Here is a 22,431-nt window from a genome sequence, read left to right on the forward strand (position 1 = left end):
GTCGGATTCAGGCTTCACCGTCCATCCCCGGCTGCGTCTGCAGTGGCAGGTGCAGGGTGATGCATGTGCCACGGCCATCAATGCCGTCGGCAACGCTGATGCGCCCGCCGTGCGCGCCGACCATGCCCTGACAGATCGCCAGCCCCAGACCCGTGCCCTGGCCGCCACGATCACCGCGCGCGGCGGTGTAGAACATGTCAAAAATCTTCGCCCGCTCGTCTTCGGGAATCCCCGGCCCCTCGTCGCTGACCGAGAAAAAAATCTCCTGATCGTCCGCGCCCGCGTTGAGTTGCAAGCGGCCGTGAACGGGTGAAAAGCGCGCGGCGTTTTCCAGCACGTTGACCAGCGCTTGCTCGATCAGCGCCGCGTGCACGTACAGCAGCGGCAATTCGGCCGGCACGTCGGTGCTGACCTGCAACGGCGCGAGCACCGCGCGCAAGCGGTTGAGCGAACTGCCGACGATGTCTGCCGGCGACACCCAGTCGCGCGCCAGTTTCAGTGCGCCGTGGCCAAGTCGGGTCATGTCGAGCAGGTTCTGGATGTAACGGTCGAGGCGCTCGGCTTCATCCCGGGTACCTTCGAGCAGCTCGCGGCGATCCTCCAGCGGGATCGCTTCGCCGAGCGCCAGCAGACTGTCGATGCTGCCGCGCATGGCGGTCAGCGGCGTGCGCAGATCGTGAGACACCGAGGCCAGCAAGGCACTGCGCAACTGTTCGGTTTCGCCGTGCAGGCGCGCGGCTTCCAGATCGTCGGCCAACTGCGCGCGCGCCAGTGCTTGCGCCAGCGGCTGGCTCAACGCGGTGAGCAGTCGACGGCGCTGGCCGCTCAAGGTCTGGCCCTCTTTTGCGCACACACCGAGCAGCGCCAACGGCCCGTCCTCGACCGACAACGGCCACCACCACCAACGCCCGAACGGCAGCGTGCCGGTGCCCATGCCCGCCGGTTGATCGTGCTGCCACGCCCAATCGGCGGCGGCGCGCTCCGCCTCGGTGAATTGCAGCGGGCCGCCAGTTTCGACTTTCCAGCCGCCCTGACCGTCGCGATTGAGCAGGCACAGTTGCAGATCGTTCCAGCCGTTGAGGTGCTGCGCGGCGGCGCTGACCACGGCCTGGCGATCGGTGGCGGCGGTGAGCTTGCGCGACAGGTCGAGCAGTTCGCTGGTTTCCTCCTGGGTGTCGCGCAAGGCCTGCAACTGTCGGCGCTGGCGCGCTGCGAGGTTACCGGTGAGCGCCGCCATCAGCAGGAAAAACAGCAAGGTCAGGACGTCTTCTTCGCGCTGAATGCTGAAAGAAAAATTCGGCGGAATGAATAAAAAGTCGTAAGTAAGAAACGACAGCGCGGCACACGCCAGCGCCGGGCCGAGACTGCTGCGCACCGCCACCAGCAACACCGCGGCGAGGAACACCAGCGAAATGTTCGGCAACGGTAATACGCTGGACACCGCCCACGCCAGCGCCGTCGCCAACAGCGTCGCAACCAGTGCCAATGCGTAGTCGAACCACACCAGCGTCAGCGGACTGCGGGCCTGCGGTTGCTGGGGTTGTTCATCACTGTCGAGAACATTGATTTCCAGCCCGTGAGCCTGACGCAACAGCCGCGCAGCGAGTCCCCCACCCAACAAGCGTCGACGCAGACGCGGCCGCGACTGGCCGACCAGCACCAGACTGGCGCGACGTTCGACGGCGTGCTGGATCAAAGTCTTCGCCACCTCGCCGGCACGCAGCAGCACCACTTCGCCACCGAGGCGTTCAGCCAGTTGCTGGGCACTTTGCAGACGCAGGCGCGATTGCTCGTCACGCACCCTGCCATTGTCGACGTGCACCAGGCTCCACGGCAAATGCCGACGTTGAGCAACGCGACTGGCGTGGCGCACCAGACGCTCAGCCTGCGCATCGCCATCGACGCCGACCAGCAAGCGCCCGCGCACGGCCGGCGCGGCCTGACCGAGCTGGCGATAACCCTGCGCCAGATCGTTATCGACCTGTGCGGCGGCGGTTTGCATCGCCAGTTCGCGCAACGCGGTGAGGTTGGTCTGGGTAAAAAAGGCGTCGATGGCGGCGCGGGCTTGCTCTGGGACATAGACCTTGCCTTCGCGCAGACGCTCGAGCAATTCACGCGGGGGCAGGTCGATCAGCAGCAGTTCGAAGGCTTCTTGCAGAACCCAGTCCGGCAGGGTTTCGCGGACCTGCACACCGGTGATGCCGCGCACCTGATCGTTGAGGCTTTCCAGATGCTGGACGTTGACCGTGGTGAACACGTCGATGCCGGCGGCGAGCAATTCCTGAATGTCCTGCCAGCGCTTGGCGTGACGGCTGCCGGGGGCGTTGCTGTGCGCCAGCTCGTCGACCAGCACCAGCTTCGGTCGCGCCGCGAGGATGCCGTCGAGGTCCATTTCTTCGAGCATCACGCCACGGTATTCCGAGCGCAGCAGCGGTTGCTGCGGCAGGCCGCCGAGCAGCGCTTCGGTTTCGGCGCGGCCGTGGGTTTCGACCACCCCGGCAAGGACTTTCACGCCTTGGCGAAGTTGGCTGTGGGCGGCCTGGAGCATGGCGTAGGTCTTGCCGACACCGGGCGCGGCGCCGAGGAATACCTTGAGTCGGCCACGGCCGTCACGGGGCAGGTCTGCTAACAGCGCGTCGGCGCGGCCGGAGTCGCTCATGCTGGTCTCTTTTCCTGATATTGGTGCGGTGACGATGATGGCGCCATCGCCAGCAGGCTGGCTCCTACAGGGGAATGTGGTCTCCTGTGGGAGCTAGCCCTGCTAGCGAATGGCGGCGCCGCCGATTCAGAGTTGTTGCAGCGCCATGTTCAGCTCCAGCACATTCACCACCGGCGGCCCCACCAGCGGCTGTTCGATGTGCGCATCGAGCAACTGCTGCACCGTCGACACCGGCAGATCGCGCGCCTGGGCGACACGCGCCAGTTGATAGGCAATTGCCGCTGGTGGCAAGTGCGGATCGAGGCCGCTGGCCGAGGTGGTCAGTAACGCCAGCGGCACCGGGCCCTGGCCGGGAACCTGCAATTTCCGGGCGTCGTCGATCACCCGCGTGGCGAGCACCGGATTGCTCGGGGCGAGGTTGCTGGCGCTGCTGGAAACGGTGGCGAAGGCGCCGGCAGATGGTCGTGGGTGGAACCACGCATCGCCGCTGAAATCCTGGGCGATCAGTGAGGAGCCGCGGACTTTACCGTCGGCGTCACGGACCAGACTGCCATTGGCTTGCTCAGGGAAGACCACCTGGGCAATGCCGGTGACCGCCAGTGGATAGGCGATGCCGGTGACCAGGGTCATCAGCACCAACAGGCTCAGGGACGGACGTAGCATTGTGGACATTTATTGATCCTCGAATTCGTTGGGCAAACTTTTGGTGGGGTGTCAGGGAGATCTTTCCCCCCTCACCCCAGCCCTCTCCCCCAAGGGGGCGAGGGGGAAAGGGAGCCGATCTTCATGCTTTTCAAAACCCGGACTCGACTCGGTATCTCAAGTCGACGTACCTCTCACAAACACCGTGGTCAGTCCCCTCTCCCTCCGGGAGAGGGCCAGGGTGAGGGGCTCTTTTCAGCCTCACACCAGATGCAACGCCGTGAGCAGCATGTCGATCGCCTTGATCCCCACGAACGGCACCAGAATCCCGCCCACGCCATAGATCAACAGATTGCGCCGCAGCAACGCCGCCGCACTCGCCGCCTGCACCCGCACGCCGCGCAGTGCCAGCGGAATCAGCACGACAATGATCAAGGCGTTGAACACAATCGCCGACAGAATCGCGCTCTGCGGGCTGGTCAGCTGCATGATGTTCAGCACGCCCAGTTGCGGATAGATCGCAGCGAACAGCGCCGGCAGGATGGCGAAGTATTTGGCCACGTCGTTGGCGATGGAAAAGGTAGTCAGCGCGCCACGGGTCACCAGCAATTCCTTGCCGATCTGCACCACGTCGAGCAGCTTGGTCGGGTCGCTGTCGAGGTCGACCATGTTCGCCGCTTCGCGCGCTGCCTGCGTGCCGTCATTCATCGCCATGCCGACGTCAGCCTGGGCCAGCGCTGGCGCGTCGTTGGCACCGTCGCCGCACATCGCGACCAGGCGACCGTCGTTCTGCTCGTGGCGGATTCGTGCGAGTTTCTTCTCTGGTGTGGCTTCGGCAAGCACGTCATCGACGCCCGCCTCTGCCGCAATCGCCGCAGCGGTCAGGGGGTTGTCGCCGGTGACCATCACCGTGCGGATCCCCAGTTTGCGCAGTTCGGCAAAACGCTCGCGAATGCCCGGTTTGACCACGTCCTTGAGGTGGATCGCACCGAGCAGTTTGCCGTCGGCGCAGACCAGCAACGGCGTACCGCCGCTCTGGGCGATCTTGTCGATTTCCCGCGCGAGCGCCGGGGCCAGATCGGCGCGTTGCTGCCCGAGGAAGGTCAGCAACGAGTCCACCGCGCCCTTGCGATAGACGCGGCCCTGATAATCGATACCCGACAAACGCGTTTCGGCACTGAATGGCACCACCGTGAGGACTTCCAGCGCCGGCTCAGGCTGCGGATGCAGACCGCGCAGGTACTCGACGATGGATTTGCCTTCCGCAGTTTCGTCGCCCAGCGAGGCAAACAACGCGCCCTCGGCCAGATCACGTGCCGACACACCCGGCGCGGCGTACACCGCACTGCAACGACGGTTGCCGAAAGTGATGGTGCCGGTCTTGTCGAGCAGCAGCACATGCACGTCACCCGCTGCTTCCACTGCACGACCGGATTTGGCGATCACGTTGAGGCGCACCAGCCGGTCCATCCCGGCAATGCCGATGGCCGAAAGCAGGCCGCCGATGGTGGTTGGAATCAGCGTGACCAGTAACGCCACCAGAAACACCAGCGGCAGGCTGCCGTTGGCGAAGTGGGCGAACGGTTGCAGGGTGACCACCACCAACAGGAAGATCAGGGTCAGGCCGATCAGGAGGATATCCAGCGCCACTTCGTTGGGAGTCTTCTGGCGTTTCGCGCCTTCGACCAGCGCGATCATGCGATCGAGGGTCGATTCACCGGGGTTGGCGGTGATCCGCACCAGCAACCAGTCGGACACCAGTCGCGTATTGCCGGTGACCGCCGAGCGATCACCGCCGGACTCGCGGATCACCGGCGCCGATTCACCGGTGATCGCCGCCTCGTTGACCGCCGCGATCCCTTCAATCACTTCGCCGTCGCCGGGGATCATCTCCCCCGCTTCGACGCGCACCACGTCACCCTTGCGCAGGTTGGCTGCGGGCACCACCTGGAACCTGCCATCGGCCTGCCGGCGCCGGGCGCTGAGACCTTCGCTGCCTGCCTTGAGACTGTCGGCGCGGGCCTTGCCACGACCTTCGGCCAAGGCTTCGGCGAAGTTGGCGAACAGCACGGTGAACCACAGCCACAGGGCGATTTGTGCAGCCACCAGGGTCGACACATTTGCATCGGGAATGAAGCACAGCACCGTGGTGAAAATGGCGGTCAGTTCGACCACCAGCATCACCGGCGAACGCTTCAGCTGCCGTGGATCCAGCTTGACGAACGCTTGCACCAGTGCCGGGCGCCATAGGGACGAGATCGCGGTTTTCGCTTGTTCCGGCGCTTTGGCAGCGACGGGTTTAATTGCGGGCATATTCATCGTCAGCTCCTCAGAAGCCCAGGCTCAGATGTTCGGCAATCGGGCCCAGTGCCAGGGTCGGCAGAAAGGTCAGGCCGCCCACCAGCAAAATGGTCACGGTCAGCAGGGTGACGAACAGCGGGCCGTGAGTCGGGAAGCTGTTCTGGCCGATCGGTGCGGTTTTTTTCATCGCCAGGCTGCCGGCCAGTGCCAGTACCGGGAGGATGTAGCCGAAGCGCCCGATCAACATGCCCAGGCCGAGCATCAGGTTATGGAACGGCGTGTTCGCGCTCAGGCCGCCGAACGCCGAGCCGTTGTTGGCGCCCGCCGAGGTGTAGGCGTAGAGCAACTGGCTGAAACCGTGCGGGCCGGGGTTGCTGATGGTCGCCGTCGGGCCAGGCAAGGCAGCGGCGATCGCACCGAGAACCAGCACGCTGACCGGCATCACCAACAGCGTGACCACAAGCAATTGCACTTCCCGCGCCTGGAGTTTCTTGCCGAGGTATTCAGGGGTGCGTCCGATCATCAGGCCGGCGAGGAACACCGCGATCAGCACGTTGAGCAACATGCCGTAGAGCCCGGCACCGACGCCGCCGAAGATCACTTCGCCGACCATCATGTTGACCAGCGCGACCATGCCGCTCAGCGGATTGAGGCTGTCGTGCATGCCGTTGACCGAACCGTTCGAGGCCGCCGTCGTGGTCACCGACCACAGCACCGTGGCGGTGGTACCGAAGCGTGCCTCTTTGCCTTCCAGCGGCGCAGTCTGTTCGACGGCGGCGTTGTTCAGGGTCGGATTCGGTTGATATTCGGCCCACAGCGAGGTCGCACCGCCGATCAGGAACAGCGCCAGCATGCAGGCGATGATCGCGCGGCTCTGGCGCAGGTCCTTGACGTAGTGGCCGAAGGTGAACACCAGCGCCGCCGGAATCAGAATGATCGACGCGACTTCGAACAGGTTGCTCCAGGCGGTCGGGTTCTCGAACGGATGTGCCGAGTTGACGCCGAAGAAACCGCCACCGTTGGTGCCCAGTTGCTTGATCGCAATCTGGCTGGCGGCCGGGCCGAGCGGGATCACTTGATCGACACCCTGCATGGTCACCGCATTGACGTACTGCGCAAACGTCTGCGGCACACCCTGCCAGACCAGATACAGCGCCAGCAACAGGCACAGCGGCAGCAGGCCGTAGAGGGTAGCGCGGGTCATGTCGACCCAGAAGTTGCCGAGGGTCTGCGCCGATTTGCGGCCGATGCCACGGCACAGCGCGACCAGCACGGCGAGGCCGGTGGCGGCGCTGACGAAGTTCTGCACTGTGAGGCCGACCATCTGGCTCAGGTAGCTGAGGGTCGCCTCACCGCTGTAGGACTGCCAGTTGGTGTTGGTCATGAAACTGACCGCAGTGTTGAACGCCTGCGTCCACTCCTGGCCCGGAAGATTCTGCGGGTTCAGCGGCAGGTGATCCTGGAACAGCAGAATCGCGAACAGCAACAGGAAACCGGCGAGGTTGAACGCGAGCAGCGCCAGCGTGTATTTCTGCCAGCTTTGCTCCACCTTTGGATCGACACCGGCAATGCGATAGCAACCGCGCTCGACCGGACCGAGGATCGGCGTCAGCCAGGTGCGCTGGCCTTCCATCACCTTGTAGTAAAAGCGTCCCAGGAAAGGCGCAGGCAGCAAGACCAGCGCAAAGAAGCCGAGGATCAGCCAATAGTCATAACTGTGCATAGCCGCTCCTAGTTCCGGTCCGCGCGCAACAGCGCAACCAACAGATAAATGAACAGCCCCACTGCCAACAGCAGTGACACCCCGTCCAGAACGCTCATGGAAGATCTCCGTGTAACGGCGTATTGCCGCGTGTGGGGTGATTGTCGGGAAGGAGGCTGTAAAGGAACGAGAGCGAGGGTAAGCGCGGGGCATAAAGAAAGCGTAAAGAGTGGGTTTATGCGGGGTTTACAGGGGGATTTCTGGTGTTTGTACTGGCCCCATCGCGAGCAGGCTCACTCCTACAGTTGGAATGCGTTCCCCTGTAGGAGTGAGCCTGCTCGCGATAGCGGCATAACAGGCAACATCGCACCCAACTGGCGCACTGTTCATGCACATCCAGCGCAAATCATCCCCGCTGCGACAGCTTTGAACTCATTACGACTTGTTTCAGAGTAATGGCACGCCCACTGCACACGCCCTCCCCCGAAGCTTTCCAATCTTTCAGGGAGCAAGCGCATGAACACACAACTCAAACCCACGCTGGGCACGCTGCACCTGTGGGGCATTGCCGTGGGGCTGGTGATTTCCGGGGAGTACTTCGGTTGGAGTTACGGCTGGGGCGTGGCCGGCACACTGGGCTTTCTGGTCACCTCGTTCATGGTCGCGACCATGTACACCTGCTTCATCTTCAGCTTCACCGAACTGACCACCGCGATTCCCCATGCCGGCGGGCCGTTTGCCTATAGCCGCCGCGCCTTCGGCGAGAAAGGCGGATTGATCGCCGGTCTGGCAACGCTGATCGAATTCGTCTTCGCGCCGCCAGCGATTGCGCTGGCGATCGGCGCTTACCTGAATGTGCAGTTTCCAGCGCTCGACCCGAAACACGCTGCTGTCGGCGCCTATATCGTGTTCATGGGCCTGAACATTCTTGGCGTGAAACTGGCGGCGACCTTCGAACTGATCGTCTGCGTGCTGGCGGTGGCTGAACTGCTGGTGTTCATGGGTGTGGTCGCCCCGGCGTTCAGCTTCGGCAACTTCGCCCTCAACGGCTGGGCAGGCTCGGATGTTTTCGGCGCACCGGCGATTGCCGGCATGTTCGCGGCGATTCCGTTCGCCATCTGGTTCTTCCTCGCCATCGAAGGCGCGGCGATGGCGGCGGAAGAAGCCAAAGACCCGAAACGCACGATTCCCAAGGCGTACATCAGCGGCATCCTGACCCTGGTATTGCTGGCGATGGGGGTGATGTTCTTCGCTGGCGGCGTCGGTGACTGGCGCACCCTGGCCAATATCAACGACCCGCTGCCGCAAGCGATGAAAACCGTAGTCGGCGACAACTCCGGCTGGCTGCACATGCTGGTATGGATCGGCCTGTTCGGCCTGGTTGCCAGCTTCCACGGCATCATCCTCGGCTACTCTCGGCAGTTCTTCGCCCTCGCCCGCGCCGGGTATCTGCCGGCGTCGCTGGCGAAACTGTCGCGCTTTCAGACACCGCACCGCGCAATCATCGTTGGCGGCATCATCGGCATCGCGGCGATCTACAGCGATGGCCTGATCAACCTCGGCGGCATGACGCTGACCGCAGCGATGATCACCATGGCCGTGTTCGGTGCCATCGTGATGTACATCATGAGCATGCTTAGCCTGTTCAAACTGCGTAAATCCGAACCGAATCTGGAACGTACATTCCGTGCGCCGTGCTATCCGCTGGTACCGATGATCGCGTTGGTACTGGCAGTGGTCTGCCTGGTGGCGATGGCGTGGTTCAACACGCTGATCGGCCTGATTTTCCTGGGTTTCATGGCGGTTGGATTCGGGTATTTCATGATGACGGGTCAATTGCGCGCCGATGCGCCGGCGGATGCGATGTTGACCGGTCTGTAACGCGCTCGGGTGTGCCGGGCAGAAGCGGCCTAGAATGGAACCACTGCGAAGTCGTTTCGCTCAAACGTGGTATGCAGCGTCGCACGGCGAAATCCTCGCCCGTCGAGCTGCCCTTGAGGAGAGCCGTTATGCCCTGGTATGCCTGGTTGATTCTGGTCGTTGCGATCGGCTCGATTGTTGGCGGATTGATGATGTTGCGTGACACCGCCAACAAGGTCGAACTGACCGATGAAGAACGCAAGCGCGTCGCACAGCGCAATGCCGAAGCCGACGCCAAGGACGCACAGGATCGCTGACATCAACCCCGCCCGATCGGCGGGGTTTGCATTCATATAGCCATTGGATCTGACCGCACGCTTTTAAGAAGTAGAAGTACAGTCACCATCTAATTTTCCTTGGTTAAGATGCGTGCATTGTTGCGGAGAGTTCCCGATGCGTTATTCGCAGGACCATAAAGCCCAGACCCATCAGCGCATCATCAAGGAAGCCTCGGCGCGCTTTCGCAAGGACGGCATCGGCGCCACCGGCCTGCAACCTCTGATGAAAGCGCTGGGGCTGACCCATGGCGGTTTCTATTCACATTTCAAATCCAAGGACGATCTGGTGGAGAAGGCCCTGCAGGAGGCCGGTAATCAGGTCGACGGCTTGTGCGCAGAGATTTTCGCTCAGGACAATGCACTGGATCTGTTCATCGAGACCTATCTATCGGAGTGGCATCAAACATCACCCGATGAAGGCTGCCCGCTGCTGACCATTTCCTCCGAACTGGGCCTGCGCGGGCAACCGAGCCCCACCAGTGATGAAGTGCTCAACGCACGGCTGACGCAAATCGAGAACAGTCTCGACGGCGAAAACAATGCAGAACGCGCCATCGTCATCATGTCGACCCTGGTCGGCGCGTTGCTGCTGTCACGCAGCGTCGCGGATGCCGGGTTTGCGCAACGCATTCTCGACGTCACCCGCGACCACCTGAAGAACCGCGACTAAGCCTGCCAGCGCTTGAACAATACGCTTGCATTGACCCCGCCAAAACCGAAGCCATTGGACAACGCATACTCGATCGGCATGGAACGCGCCTGGCCATGAACAATGTCCACCCCTGCACTCGCCGGGTCCGGGTTGTCGAAGTTCAGCGTCGGCGATACCACCTGATCACGAATCGCCAATAGCGTGAAAATCGCTTCAAGACCGCCTGCAGCACCGAGCAAGTGGCCGGTAGCGGATTTGGTCGAAGTGACAGCGATTTTGTTTTCGGCACCGAACACCGCCTTGATCGCCGCCAGTTCGCCAAGATCGCCTACAGGCGTCGACGTCGCATGAGCATTGAGATGCTGGACCTGAGCCGGCTCGATAGCGGCCTGCGCCAACGCCAGCTCCATCGCACGGCGTGCCCCGCTGCCATCTTCCGGCCCGGCGGTCAGGTGGTAAGCGTCGGCACTGGTGCCGTAGCCGACCAGTTCGGCTAACGGTTGTGCGCCACGTGCCAAGGCATGTTCGAGTGATTCGATGACCAGCAGACCGGCGCCCTCGCCCATCACGAATCCGTCACGACCGCTGTCGAACGGTCGCGATGCGCGCTCAGGCGTGTCGTTGTAACCGCTCGACAGCGCCCGCGCTGCGGCGAAGCCAGCAAGACTGACACGGTCAATGCAGGCTTCTGCCCCGCCGCACACCGCAATGTCTGCTTCACCGGAACGGATCAACCGTGCCGCATCGCCGATCGCCTGGACGCCCGCCGCACATGCTGTGACCGGCGCGCCCAGAGGTCCTTTCAGGCCATGCTGGATCGAGACATGACCGGCGGCAAGATTAACCAGAAACGACGGAATGGTGAATGGCGACAAACGCCGAGGGCCGCGGCTGTCAGTGGTGCGCACCGCATCGGCGATCGCACCGAAGCCACCGACACCGGAGCCGATGATCGTCGCCGTGCGCTCTCGGTCCTTGTCTTCTTGCGGATGCCAGCCGGCCTGCTCCAGCGCTTGTCTTGCCGCCTCCATGGCGAACAGGATGAAGCGGTCCATCTTCTTCTGCTCTTTCGGCGCAGTGGCGCGATCCGGATCGAAACCGGCTTCGGCATCCTCCTCCTGGGTTGGCACACGACCGCCAACACGCGCAGGCAAGTCAGCAACCACCGCGTCCGGCAGGTTGCGAAGTCCCGAGCGTCCGGCCAGCAAACGCTGCCAGACCACTTCGACACCACTGCCCAACGGCGAAACCAGACCCATGCCTGTAACCACAATTCGACGCGAATCCATACCCTGCTGACCTCCGATCAAGATTTGTAGCGTTGTGCCGCGGAACTGCGCGACAAGTTCGGCACCATGACGTGGCGTGCGGCGACGAATGCCTGCCATTCACCCGCATCAGGCAACGAAGGAATAGTGATCAACTCGCCCTGATCCAGCCCGGCCAGCGCCGCATCGACCATTTCTTCCGCCTCCATGATCATCTCCGCCGGGATGCCACTGGCATCGGTACCCGAGCGCGCCCAGATTTCAGTGCGCGTCACGCCGGGCAATACGGCCTGAACCTGCACGCCGGTGCCATCGAGCTCGGTATGCAGCGACTGTGTCAGGCTCAGCACATAGGCCTTGCTCGCGCTGTAGGTGGCGTTGAACCGTTCAGGAAACAGCGCCACCACCGAGGCGATGTTGATAATCGTCCCACGGCCGGCCTTGGCGAAACTGGCAGCGGCGGCCGATGCCAAGCGAGTGACGGCGGTGATATTCAGCTGGATCAGTTGCTCCAATTGCTCCATATCAGCGTTGGCCAACAAGCCGTTTGCCGCAACACCGGCATTATTGACCAGCAGGCTGATGCTTGAATCACTGCGCAGTCGTTGCTCGAGTTTGAGCACATCGTCCCTTTGCGTCAGATCCGCTTTCAACACCTCTACCTGAACACCGTGTGCATCACGCAAGCGGCTCGCGGCATTTTCCAGACGCTCCTGATCACGGGCGACCAACAGCAGATCGAATCCGCGTGCTGCCAGTCGTTGGGCGTAGATGGCACCGATACCCGACGAGGCGCCGGTCACGAGCGCTGTACCTTGAGACGTTGCAAAATTCATGAGAGTGCTCCAACAGGACTGGGCGGGAAGGCTGTAGATCGCGCCGGCATGACCGAACGGTAGATTATTATAGGCATAATCTTACCGGCATATGATAGCCGTAATTTTAACTTGGCGATGAATTGCCGTCCTGTTGAGCCCATCAGCTCGTCATCGCACAAAATCAAAAAAGGCCGGTCAATGACCGGCCTCCTGGCGTTGAACATTCAGCTTAGTTGACTTCCAGCCTGTCGCGGTTGCGATCCAGAATCGCCTTGCCAATCCCCTTGACCTCGAGCAACTCGTCAACCGAGGAGAACGGTCCGTTTGTTTCACGATACGCAACAATTGCCTGTGCTTTGGCTTCGCCGACGCCTGCCAGTTCTTTCTGCAGTGTTGCCGCATCGGCGTCATTGAGGTCAATCTTCGCACTTTGCGCAGACTTCGCGGCATCCATCACCACAGGCGCAGTGGCGCCCTCCGAGGGCGAGACAGGTGCCGCAATCGCGGCAATCGAGGCGCTGGTCAGGAAAGCGAAAATCAAGGAATAGAAATAACCGGTACGCATAAGTGACGCTCCATCATCGTTTGAGAAAGCAGCTTTTCCGAAGCTGCTCTTCAAACGTAGGTCATGGCGGGGGGATGTCAAAAATGCGAGCGTTACAGGATGTGAAACAATCAGGTTTCCAGGCGGCGCTGCTGATAGATCCAGTCGACTATTTCGCCGTCAGGTGTGTAGCCGCTGACAGTCTCGCGCAGGAGCTGACGAACGCGGGCGTAGTCGTCACTTTCAACGGCGGCGAGCAGCTCGCTTAGCCTGACCTTCAACACATCCCACGGCAAATGGTCTTCATTGGCTGTCATGATCATCGGATGCGGCGTGGACGCGACGTTATCGCCGATCAGCAGCTCCTCGTACAGCTTTTCACCAGGGCGCAAACCCGTGAACTCGATGGAAATATCGCCCTGCGGATTTCGTTCGGAACGAATGCTCAAACCGGACAGATGAATCATTTTCTCCGCCAGTTCCACTATTTTTACCGGCTCCCCCATGTCCAGCACGAACACGTCGCCGCCCTGCCCCATCGAACCTGCCTGGATCACCAGTTGAGCAGCTTCTGGAATGGTCATGAAATAACGTGTGATTTTCGGATGGGTCACCGTGAGTGGGCCGCCAGACTTTATCTGGCTGTGAAACAGCGGAATGACCGATCCGGAGGAGCCCAGCACATTGCCAAAGCGCACCATGGTAAAACGCGTCTTGTTGACCCTGGAAACATTGGACTTGTCGCCAAACAAGACCGGCGCGACCTCCCGACTCAGTGCCTGCAAGGTCAATTCGGCCAACCGCTTGGTACTGCCCATGACATTGGTCGGACGCACCGCCTTATCGGTGGAAATAAGCACGAAGTTTGACACGCCCGACTGCAAGGCCGCCTGTGCAGTGTTGAGCGTGCCGATCACATTGTTGAGCACGCCTTCGGCGATATTGTGTTCAACCATCGGCACGTGCTTATAAGCCGCCGCGTGGTAAACCGTATCAACTTTCCAGGTTTTCATCACATCCAGCAGCTTGTCCTGATGACGTATCGAACCGAGGATAGGCAACAACCTGACCTGGACCGATTCACGACACCCGCGCTCTTCCAGTTCACGCAAGATGCTGTACAGATTGAACTCACTGTGTTCGAACAGGATAAGTGTGGTCGGCTGCAGTAAAAAAATCTGCCGGCAGAGCTCCGAACCGATGGAGCCACCCGCTCCGGTCACCATCACCGTTTTGCCGGTGATACAGCGTTCCAGCAGATCGGGCTGCGCAGGCACCGCGTCTCGCCCCAGCAGGTCGGCGATGTCGACTTCCTGAATGTCTTCGACTCTTACCCGCCCGCTGGCCAGATCCGTGAAGTTGGGCACACTGCGTACATGCAGAGGAAAACCTTCCAGCAGATCGAGTATCTCTCGCCGGCGCGCGCGGGTCGACGACGGCAGTGCGAGCAGGATTTCCTGAGCGCCGGTCACGTCGATCATTTGCTGGATATGTTTGGGTTTATAGACCTGCAGGCCTGAGATCGATCTATCGGAAATGCCAGGATCATCGTCAATGAAAGCCACGGGGCGCAAGACCCGCCCCATGCGCAGTGCCGCGACCAACTGATTGCCCGCCACGCCGGCTCCGTAAACAGCCACTTTGGTCAGACCGTCATCGCGGTTGGTAAAGGGCACATGTTGCGCCGCGGTGAACCAGTCCCCCATGAAATACTGGCGCATGCACAAGCGCAGGCCGCCAATGATGACAAGGCTCAACCACCAGTAATTGAAAATGATCGAACGTGGCACAACGACCTGGTGATTGCTGTACCAGTAGACGACGAGCGCCAGAACCAGCGAGGACAGACTGACAGCCTTGATGATCGCGATAAGCGCGTCATTGCCGAAATAGCGCATCACGGCGCGATACATTCCGAACCGAACGAACAGAGGAATGGCGACAAGCGGTGCACAGATGAACAACCACAGGTGGACCTTGAACGGATTAACCATCTCGTCGATGCCCAGCCTGACGATGAACGCCATCCACAGCGCTACCCAGACCAGGACGATGTCCGTGACAACTTGCAGCATCCTCTTGTTTCTACGCGGCAGGCCCAGCAGGAACTGCCTCATCTTGTCCATATTGATCTCTGGCACCTACGAGAACTCCTTTCAGCGGGCAACAGAACCCGAAAATCTACCGCCGCCCGACACTGTAAACCCATGCAGCGCAGTTTTGCTGTGGATTTCGAAATGAAGCCCGGGTTCCGACAAAACACAATCCGATGACGCTGAGCATCAATGCACGCCATCCCTGAAATCCCGGCGCGTCTCGACACTTCGTCAACTGAACAGCGTCATCGCTCGCGCTGTCCAGTTGACTAATCAGGCGATGCATCATGCAGACGCGGTGTAACCCTCACAGGATTTCGCTGCCCGTCCCTTGGCTATGTTGTAAGCATCGTGCAACAACTTGTGCCGCTCCAGACGGATATTCGGGTCTGCCGGAGTACGGAACAAGGAAGTGGTTTTCGCGACGTAAGTAAACTTGTTGCCAAAACCGTATCTGAGCCACAGGTTCCAGTCTTCAAGATTGCTCATATCGGTCTCAAATCCGCCACGTTGCAAGTAAAGCTCACGCTTGAAGAGTAGCGACTGAATCGGAATGAAATTGTGGTCCAGCAGGACGTTGTAGTCGTATTCCTGTTTGAAGTAGGAAGGTGTTTCATGACTCGTCTCGGTGTAACGTCCATCCACGCCAGTAATGGTGCCGACTTCCATGGCCAGTGAATAGGCCGCCACCGATTCGTGATCTTTTGCCAGCGCTCCGATCAACACTTCGACGTGATCGGAGAACAGCAGATCATCATCATCCAGGAACATGCAGTAAGTACCCTTGGCCATTTCGAGGCCATGGTTGCCGGTGACGGACCGACCGACTTTGTCCATCCCGTAGAAGCGGATCGGGTGACCCGGCTGTTGCTGGAACTCAGCCACCAGCTCTTTCATCGTCTCACCGCCGTCTTCAACCACCACCAGCTCGACGTTCGGATAAGTCTGATTGCGTACGGAGATGATCGCCTGACGCAGAAACTCGGTGCGGTTGCGATAAGTTCGGGTGACGATCGTGACAAGCGGCATCTCGTCGAGTTGCTCACCGATTGTCCAGAAGGCGCCGTCCCGAATCATTTCGTAGTCGAACCCGCGGAAGGGGAAGTACGATTCCTTGCTGGAACCCTTGCCCGACAGAAAGTGCGGCGCTTTGCGAACGATTTTGCCGATGTTGCCAATCAAATCACGCCGAACGCCAGCATAAACTTCCGGGCGGAACAACAGAGCACTTTGCAGGACCAGCGCGCCGAACTTGTCGCTCATATCGCCATAACGCAGGCGCAGATAAGCGTTCGCCAACGTACTGCCGGTGAACTGAATCGGCTTGACATGGTTCTCGTGCTCGTAGGTGTAGTGGTAAACCACTGCCGACGGGCAGTATTTCAACTGGTAACCGAAAGACCGGAATCGATAGGACAATTCGACATCTTCGCCATACATGAAAATTTCATGCTCATAACCGCCCACCTTGAAGTAAGCGGAGCGCCGGACCAGGATGCAGGCATGGGAAGACCAGTTGGTTTCCAGAGTGACCGGGTCATAATATTTCGGATGTTCGTAGGGCGCCTGACGCAACTCCCATGACGCAACGGCTCCAGAGGTATCGCTGCCTGCCGCCGCTACCGCATTGGCGATGGATCGCGGCGCGAACACGATGTCGATGTTGCTGATCAGAATCCATTCGGATTGACCGGTCTTGATCGCCCGATCATGTCCCAGACCGAAGCCGACGTTTTTGCCCTGAACCACTTCAAAACCCGCCACTTGCGACGCGAGTGTGGATTTCCAGCGTTGCAGCTCGGCCACCGTATTGTCGCTGGAGCCGTTATCGACAAAACACAGGTTGAGTTTTTGCAGCGGATATTCCTGCGCGGTCAGCGATGCAAAGAATCCATCGACCCACTTGCTGCTGTTATAGGTCACGATCGAGACGTCAATGACGGGCTGCGCGTCGAGCGCCGGCAACGTCGGTGCGTAGACAAAACGCCGATCCGCGATAGCTTGCACGGCGGCGAGATTGTTTCGGGAGTTGATCGCCCGCATCATTTTCGCTTGCACGTTTTTGATCAGGTGCCGCACACGCATGCGCACGCCAATCAGCGCCGGGAATTTCTGGTAAACCGGGCGCAGTACGGCACGCGGATTCCTGACCACGCGCTGAATTTTCCCCCAGCCGCGCAGAACCAGACGGCTAACGCCGCGCAACGGCCGGGTGATTTGCCACGATCTGGAGATATAAATCTTCCAGAGATCGTACTTGAGCACCTCTATCTGCTCTTCGCGCGCCTGCAATTGCTCTTCACGCGCCTGCAAAAGCTGCGTCAGTCGTTCCTGCTCGAGGAGCAGCTGGTTTTGCATCTGAATGAGTTCGTCGTTGTCATTCATATACCTGTCGCTCAGGACCAGACTGAGCCTGTCATCCGTCGCCGAAAGTTGCTCTTTTGTTTCATGTAATTGGTGGCGAACACCCGACAGCTCGGCCTGCATGTCCAGATACGTATGATTGAGCGCAGCCAGATCCGCCTGCACCTCCAGCGCCTTGTCTTCAAGCCAGGTGATGTAAGACTGCTGACGGTAAACTTCCAGTTCCGCGTCGAATGCATTCCTCGTCTGACCGCTGACCGATGTCCGGGTCAAGCGCGAAAGGTGCGCCGATGGCTCGATGAATTGCGCCTCGCTCAAAAAGTAGCGGGACTGCGCAAAGTCCAGAAGCAACGCCCGGAATTCCCGGCTGCACGGTGCGACAGCACCGTTCGCTTGCCAGTGGGATGCCAGATCCTGCGGTTGTTTCACATCGATGGTCAAACCGGTGCCGCTGTACGGCGCCTTACCCAACGCGTAGACAGTCTTTCCAGCCAGGGCGGCTTCAAAACCCGCCGAAGAGTTGATCGTGAACACCACATCGGCGCTGGCAATCAATTGCGTGATGCTGTGTTCCCTGTCAGCCACCTCGACATGTTCGGGCAACTCAGGCACCTCATCCAATGGATGCGGTTTGACAATCACCCGGTAATCCTTGTTTCCGATGACAGTCAGCACATGATCGACGTATTCGGCCATGCTTGCGAAAGGCGAGCCCATGATGATGTTCGAGTCATCCTGCACCTGCAGCAGAATCAGAGCCGTCGGCAGCTGTTGATTTCCCTCCAGACGATAACTCTCTTCCATCTGCGCGAGTCGTTCCAGCGCCTCCTCGGTCGGTTGGGCGCCGGTCTGCTGCCGATACTCGGCAAGCTCGACGGCAAATCCACTGCGTACATTGACCCCACGGGTGTCCGAGTAATAAGCCATTGGATTTGGCGCGCGCAACATACCCAGCTCATTGAAAAGCAAAGGCACATCATTGGCCGCACACACGGTTTCGAGGCTACCGTCGTAGTTCCAGCAGAACACCAGATCCGGGTCCACGTTGTCGATCAAGGCAGTGACAAAATGATCATGGAATTTCAGTGGCTGCTTATTGAGGAGGCAGCGCCAGTCTTCCAGCCACTGGGCATTACCTGACACCGGGTACTCACACCCGTAAGAAGACGGACTGATCCACGCGTGGCGGAAATCCGGGTATTGAGCCTTGAGCTCATCAGAACCAACGAAGATGCACTCCCAGCCTTCATCGCTGAACTTGTTGGCCAGTGGCAGATAGACGTCAACGATACTGCTGAATAATGTTGCGCGCTCTCTCAACACCAGTGGCAAGGTGTAGAAAACCACGCGTTTGTATTTGCGCGAAGCGACTTTGGCTGCGGGATCACCCGCCGCGATGCTTTCAGGCTCGATATTGAATTTCACCACCGAGTTGGCTGCGATGATGGAGCCGTTGCCGATCACGGCACCGGCCAGTACCGAAGCGCTGGCACCGATCCATACATCATCGCCGATGCTGACTTCAGCCAGTCGCAGGCCCTGATTCTTGATGGGCGCGTGCAAATCATAGCGATGGGCCGACGAAGTGATGGAAACGTTGGGCGCAACCAACACATCCTTGCCGATGGTCACCTTGCCACTGCCGTTGATCCAGGTACCGCAATTGATGACAGTACCCGAACCGATACGCAAGTAGCCTTGCGCCCCGCATTCGATGACGACGTTATCGCGCAACTGCACACCGTCCTCGATGATGCACTCAGCCGCTTCGTCGACATGAAACCTGACTGTGTCAGCGATATCAGCATTACCGATCTTAAGCATGATTCAAGCAACCTTCACTACGTTGACAGTTGACGGGCAATAGGCAACGCCCACGATCTGACGTCCACCGGACACGCTGACTTTGCGCATCGGCCAACGTTGATCAAGCTCAACGCGTTCTCCGTCCAGACTCGCCATACCGATAAACAGAAAATATTCTCCCGGGGCAACATTCAACGGGAAGGTAAAACTGATCTTGTAAGCGCCTGCATCCAGATCGAATTTACACCCGGCCAGCAACGTATTGTCCCCGGCAACATCGACGCCTTTGGCATCGCGCAGGGAATAACCCATGACCACTTCCTTGAGTTGTGCGTACGACTGCACATAGCAATGCATCGTGACATCTTCGGTGGGTTCGAAGTGGCTGGTCTGCGTTCCATCGGCACTGAAAAAGTCGACGGCATTGATCTTTGCCGCGCCGGAACCGAACCGGACCTCCGAGATATCCCCCAACTCGGTGTCGTAGGAAACATCGACATGCTGTTCTTCGACCACCGGGACAGACACCGAACTGCTGTTGCGAACTTTCTTTTCGTAGTTTTTGGTCGCGGTCAGCACATCGGTGCTGTGGTCGATGATCTGCCCGTTCTGCATGACAATGACGGCCTGGCAGAAACGAATGACCGACTGGGTATCGTGCGAAACGAACAGGATGGTCGTGCCACGCTCTTGCATATGCTTCATCTTGAGCATGCATTTGAGCTGGAATCCCGCATCTCCGACGCTTAGCGCTTCGTCAACGATCAGCACATCCGGCTCGACGTTGATCGCCACGGAAAAGGCCAGACGCGCAAACATGCCACTGCTGTACATGCGAACGGGCTGATTGACGAAATCGCCAATATCGGCGAACTCGAGAATCGCCGCGATCCGCGTCTGCATTTCCTCACGGGAGTAACCCATAAGGGAGCCCTGGAAATAAATGTTCTCAACGCCGGTGTAATCGGGATTGAAGCCTGCACCCAACTCCAGCAGGGAAGCTACCCGACCGACAACCGTGACCTCGCCGCTGGAGGGCGTCAGCACGCCGGTGAGGATTTTCAGCAAGGTACTTTTACCTGCGCCGTTTTTTCCCAGAATACCGACTGTCTGGCCTTTTTCGACGGTAAAAGAGACATCGGTCAGCGCATGAAAATCATGATGCCGATGCTTGCCAAAGAGCGAAAGAGCTTCGACCAGCCTGTCGACCGGCTTGTTGTAAAGCCTGTAGACCTTACTGACGTTTCGGACGCTGATTGCGCTCTCGTTCACTGCATTCATCACAAAACATCCGCAAAATGAGGTCTTAACTTTCTGAACGTATGCCAGCCCACGAACATCAGGACAATCATGACGCCCCAGAAAAACAGGGTCTGGGTCGGACGTTGCCAAAACCAGACATCACGTATGAGCGAGTCTCTGAATCCTTCGACAATGTACGCAAACGGGTTCAACCGCAGATACGACGCTGCCCTGCCCTGAATCGCATCGATATCCCAGAACACAGGCGTCAACCAGAACCCGAACTGCGTAGCCATCGCCACCAACTGGCTCAGGTCGGGAAAGAAAATAACCACCGAGCTGGTAATCCAGGCGATTGCCAGAAGCAGCATGAACAGACAGGCGATGTAATACGCGACTTGCAACCAGTAAAGGTTCGGCTCATAGCCGTAGATAACGAAGAGCAGCAACAGGATGAACACGAAGAACACGTGTACCAGCACTGCCGAGCTAAGCTTGACCAACGGCAGCAGCGATACCTTGAAAACGATTTTCTTCACCAGAAAACTGTTTTCCTTGACCGCAGTGCATCCGGAATTCAGTGCTTCGACGGTGAAAAACCACGGAACCAGGCCACACACCAGCCACAAGACAAAAGGGAAATCTCCGTGGGGAGCCGCCTTGAACCCGAACTGAAACACGAACCACAGAATCAATGTGGTCGCGCAGGGTTGAATGAATACCCACAAAAATCCGAGATAGTTAGTCAGGTAGCGAGCCCGAAGATCATTTGAAATCAGGCTAACCAGAATCCTGCGGTCCGCCAGCATTGCCCTGAGCCAACTCATTGAAAATCTCCGGACGTTTCCATCTCGTTCATCACCGTTTCACAACTACCGCACGACATCATGGCTTCCATTTAACGATCCGGGGTCATCGGCTTCAGGCTTTCAGCCTCTGGCACAAAAACCGGTTTTGTCTGCGCGCCGACCTCTGCCCTGGACTTGTCCCTGGGCTTGAATTTCAACACACGTTTTTCCACCAGATGCCAGGACGCATAACCAAGCACCAACGTGATGGCAATCGTGACAAACAGGTAAAGCGGATAGGAGATTTCGGGAAATTTCAGCAATACAAACTGCTGGACCGGGAAAGCGTAGATGTACACACCGTAGGAGCAGTCACCCACGCGATTGATCCAACTGCCCAAACGGCTGCTGGACAAGCCATAAGCCAGGACAACGTAAGGCAGGCTGATCCAGAGCAGGATCTTCGAGACCGGGGCATACGGCGCCAGCAGAATGGTCGCCATGATCAGCACGCAAACACCCGATAGACTGAACCAGCGCTCGAGCCGCCACTTCGCGTAACAGGCACCAATCATGAAATAGATGCCGGTCAGGAAAATATTACGGACATCAGTGCCATAGACCACCACCAGTTCCGCGCCACGCCAGCACCAGAAAATTACGGTCAGCGCGAACCCTGCGGTTGCTGCTGCATATACCCAGCGACCGCTCTTGAAGATCAGCCCGAGCGCGACGACGACCAGGTACATGAAGAATTCTACCGGCAGACTCCACAACGAACCGTTGACGGCATTGGGGACGCGCGCATGCTCCAGGACACCGGGCAGGTAGAACACCGGACTCAGGATGATATTCGACAGATAACCCCAGAATTGCGGATGCGCAAAATACTCACTGATCGTCAGGGTGGTAAACAGTGGCCCCAGAATGAACATGCTGATCAGCACGACCACGATCAATGCCGGAAAAATGCGCAACGATCGCTTGATCAGGAAATTGCCCACCGAAGGTGTGGAATCCCAACTCTTGACGATCAGATAACCACTGATGATGAAGAAAATTTCGATGCCCAGACCGCCGTAGGAGGCAAGCCCCAGAAAGCCGGCCGGCGGGTTGCCGTAAAAGGCGAAGGAGTGGGCGTAAAGGACCAGTAGCGCAGCAATCAGCCGAAGCAAGTTTAAATTATTATCCTTATGCTGCATTTATTACCGCTCCACTACTGTGAACTGCTCAAATTGACTGACATGTTTTAAGAGATTTCCCGGCTATGCCTACCAGGCCAGATCCGTCTGACCTCCACTGGCGACAGCCTCATCCGCTCGGCCTGCGCGGGGGGGCGATCATACCACTA

The 22,431-nt window shown here is 59.1% G+C and carries 16 protein-coding genes and 2 pseudogenes; 4 read left to right on the top strand and 14 right to left on the bottom strand.

Annotated features, from left to right (window positions below; all coding sequences use genetic code 11):
- Window positions 1-7: 7 nt before the first annotated feature.
- The 5 genes and pseudogenes from BLU52_RS16735 to kdpF all read right to left on the bottom strand — a co-directional run bounded on the left by BLU52_RS16735 (window position 8) and on the right by kdpF (window position 7,423).
- Window positions 8-2,659, bottom strand: a complete 2,652-nt coding sequence (locus tag BLU52_RS16735; RefSeq protein WP_090285014.1) for a sensor histidine kinase — start codon at window positions 2,657-2,659, stop codon at window positions 8-10.
- Between the two features lie 126 nt (window positions 2,660-2,785).
- Window positions 2,786-3,331, bottom strand: coding sequence for a potassium-transporting ATPase subunit KdpC (gene kdpC, locus BLU52_RS16740; protein WP_090285017.1), 546 nt, complete (start codon window positions 3,329-3,331; stop codon window positions 2,786-2,788).
- A gap of 231 nt (window positions 3,332-3,562) precedes the next feature.
- Window positions 3,563-5,616, bottom strand: a pseudogene (gene kdpB, locus BLU52_RS16745) (potassium-transporting ATPase subunit KdpB).
- Between the two features lie 14 nt (window positions 5,617-5,630).
- On the bottom strand, window positions 5,631-7,325 hold the full coding sequence (gene kdpA, locus BLU52_RS16750) for a potassium-transporting ATPase subunit KdpA (RefSeq protein ID WP_090285020.1): 1,695 nt from the start codon (window positions 7,323-7,325) through the stop codon (window positions 5,631-5,633).
- A gap of 8 nt (window positions 7,326-7,333) precedes the next feature.
- Window positions 7,334-7,423, bottom strand: a complete 90-nt coding sequence (gene kdpF, locus BLU52_RS16755) for a K(+)-transporting ATPase subunit F (protein ID WP_007899818.1) — start codon at window positions 7,421-7,423, stop codon at window positions 7,334-7,336.
- Window positions 7,424-7,820: 397 nt separating this feature from the next.
- Here kdpF and eat point away from each other — a divergent pair, with 397 nt between their 5' ends.
- The 3 genes from eat to BLU52_RS16770 all read left to right on the top strand — a co-directional run bounded on the left by eat (window position 7,821) and on the right by BLU52_RS16770 (window position 10,172).
- Complete coding sequence (gene eat, locus BLU52_RS16760; protein WP_090285022.1) at window positions 7,821-9,185, top strand: ethanolamine permease; 1,365 nt, start codon at window positions 7,821-7,823, stop codon at window positions 9,183-9,185.
- 128 nt (window positions 9,186-9,313) lie between these two features.
- Window positions 9,314-9,481, top strand: coding sequence for a DUF2897 family protein (locus BLU52_RS16765; RefSeq protein ID WP_016770901.1), 168 nt, complete (start codon window positions 9,314-9,316; stop codon window positions 9,479-9,481).
- 136 nt (window positions 9,482-9,617) lie between these two features.
- Window positions 9,618-10,172 carry a TetR/AcrR family transcriptional regulator gene (locus BLU52_RS16770; protein WP_090285025.1) on the top strand — a complete coding sequence of 185 codons (555 nt, stop codon included), beginning with the start codon at window positions 9,618-9,620 and terminating at the stop codon, window positions 10,170-10,172.
- Here the strand turns inward: BLU52_RS16770 and fabF are convergent.
- The 6 genes and pseudogenes from fabF to BLU52_RS27305 form a co-directional block, all read right to left on the bottom strand.
- On the bottom strand, window positions 10,169-11,443 hold the full coding sequence (gene fabF, locus BLU52_RS16775) for a beta-ketoacyl-ACP synthase II (RefSeq protein ID WP_090285027.1): 1,275 nt from the start codon (window positions 11,441-11,443) through the stop codon (window positions 10,169-10,171). The genes BLU52_RS16770 and fabF overlap by 4 nt on opposite strands.
- Before the next feature lie 17 nt (window positions 11,444-11,460).
- Window positions 11,461-12,258 carry an SDR family NAD(P)-dependent oxidoreductase gene (locus BLU52_RS16780; protein ID WP_090285029.1) on the bottom strand — a complete coding sequence of 266 codons (798 nt, stop codon included), beginning with the start codon at window positions 12,256-12,258 and terminating at the stop codon, window positions 11,461-11,463.
- Between the two features lie 211 nt (window positions 12,259-12,469).
- Window positions 12,470-12,805 carry a ComEA family DNA-binding protein gene (locus BLU52_RS16785; protein ID WP_090285031.1) on the bottom strand — a complete coding sequence of 112 codons (336 nt, stop codon included), beginning with the start codon at window positions 12,803-12,805 and terminating at the stop codon, window positions 12,470-12,472.
- 110 nt (window positions 12,806-12,915) lie between these two features.
- On the bottom strand, window positions 12,916-14,910 hold the full coding sequence (locus BLU52_RS16790; RefSeq protein ID WP_090285033.1) for a polysaccharide biosynthesis protein: 1,995 nt from the start codon (window positions 14,908-14,910) through the stop codon (window positions 12,916-12,918).
- A 255-nt stretch (window positions 14,911-15,165) separates the two neighbouring features.
- Window positions 15,166-18,708 carry a glycosyltransferase gene (locus BLU52_RS16795; protein WP_231987976.1) on the bottom strand — a complete coding sequence of 1,181 codons (3,543 nt, stop codon included), beginning with the start codon at window positions 18,706-18,708 and terminating at the stop codon, window positions 15,166-15,168.
- Window positions 18,709-18,876 (bottom strand): annotated as a pseudogene (locus BLU52_RS27305) (sugar O-acetyltransferase); the annotation flags it as partial.
- On the opposite strand from BLU52_RS27305, the gene BLU52_RS27010 reads away from it, so the two are divergent.
- The gene (locus BLU52_RS27010; RefSeq protein WP_231987977.1) at window positions 18,802-19,101 is read left to right on the top strand and encodes a hypothetical protein; all 300 of its coding nucleotides are present in this window, start codon (window positions 18,802-18,804) and stop codon (window positions 19,099-19,101) included. The pseudogene BLU52_RS27305 and the gene BLU52_RS27010 overlap by 75 nt on opposite strands.
- On the opposite strand, the gene BLU52_RS16800 is transcribed toward BLU52_RS27010, so the two are convergent.
- From BLU52_RS16800 to BLU52_RS16810, 3 genes are all read right to left on the bottom strand, one after another.
- Complete coding sequence (locus tag BLU52_RS16800; RefSeq protein WP_090285037.1) at window positions 19,072-20,331, bottom strand: ABC transporter ATP-binding protein; 1,260 nt, start codon at window positions 20,329-20,331, stop codon at window positions 19,072-19,074. The two genes, BLU52_RS27010 and BLU52_RS16800, sit on opposite strands and share 30 nt — an antisense overlap.
- Complete coding sequence (locus BLU52_RS16805; protein WP_090285039.1) at window positions 20,331-21,119, bottom strand: ABC transporter permease; 789 nt, start codon at window positions 21,117-21,119, stop codon at window positions 20,331-20,333. The genes BLU52_RS16800 and BLU52_RS16805 overlap by 1 nt, the downstream gene beginning before the upstream one ends.
- A gap of 71 nt (window positions 21,120-21,190) precedes the next feature.
- Complete coding sequence (locus BLU52_RS16810) at window positions 21,191-22,282, bottom strand: acyltransferase family protein (protein ID WP_090285041.1); 1,092 nt, start codon at window positions 22,280-22,282, stop codon at window positions 21,191-21,193.
- Window positions 22,283-22,431: the final 149 nt, after the last annotated feature.

This window comes from Pseudomonas granadensis (assembly GCF_900105485.1).
GTDB lineage: Bacteria > Pseudomonadota > Gammaproteobacteria > Pseudomonadales > Pseudomonadaceae > Aquipseudomonas > Aquipseudomonas granadensis.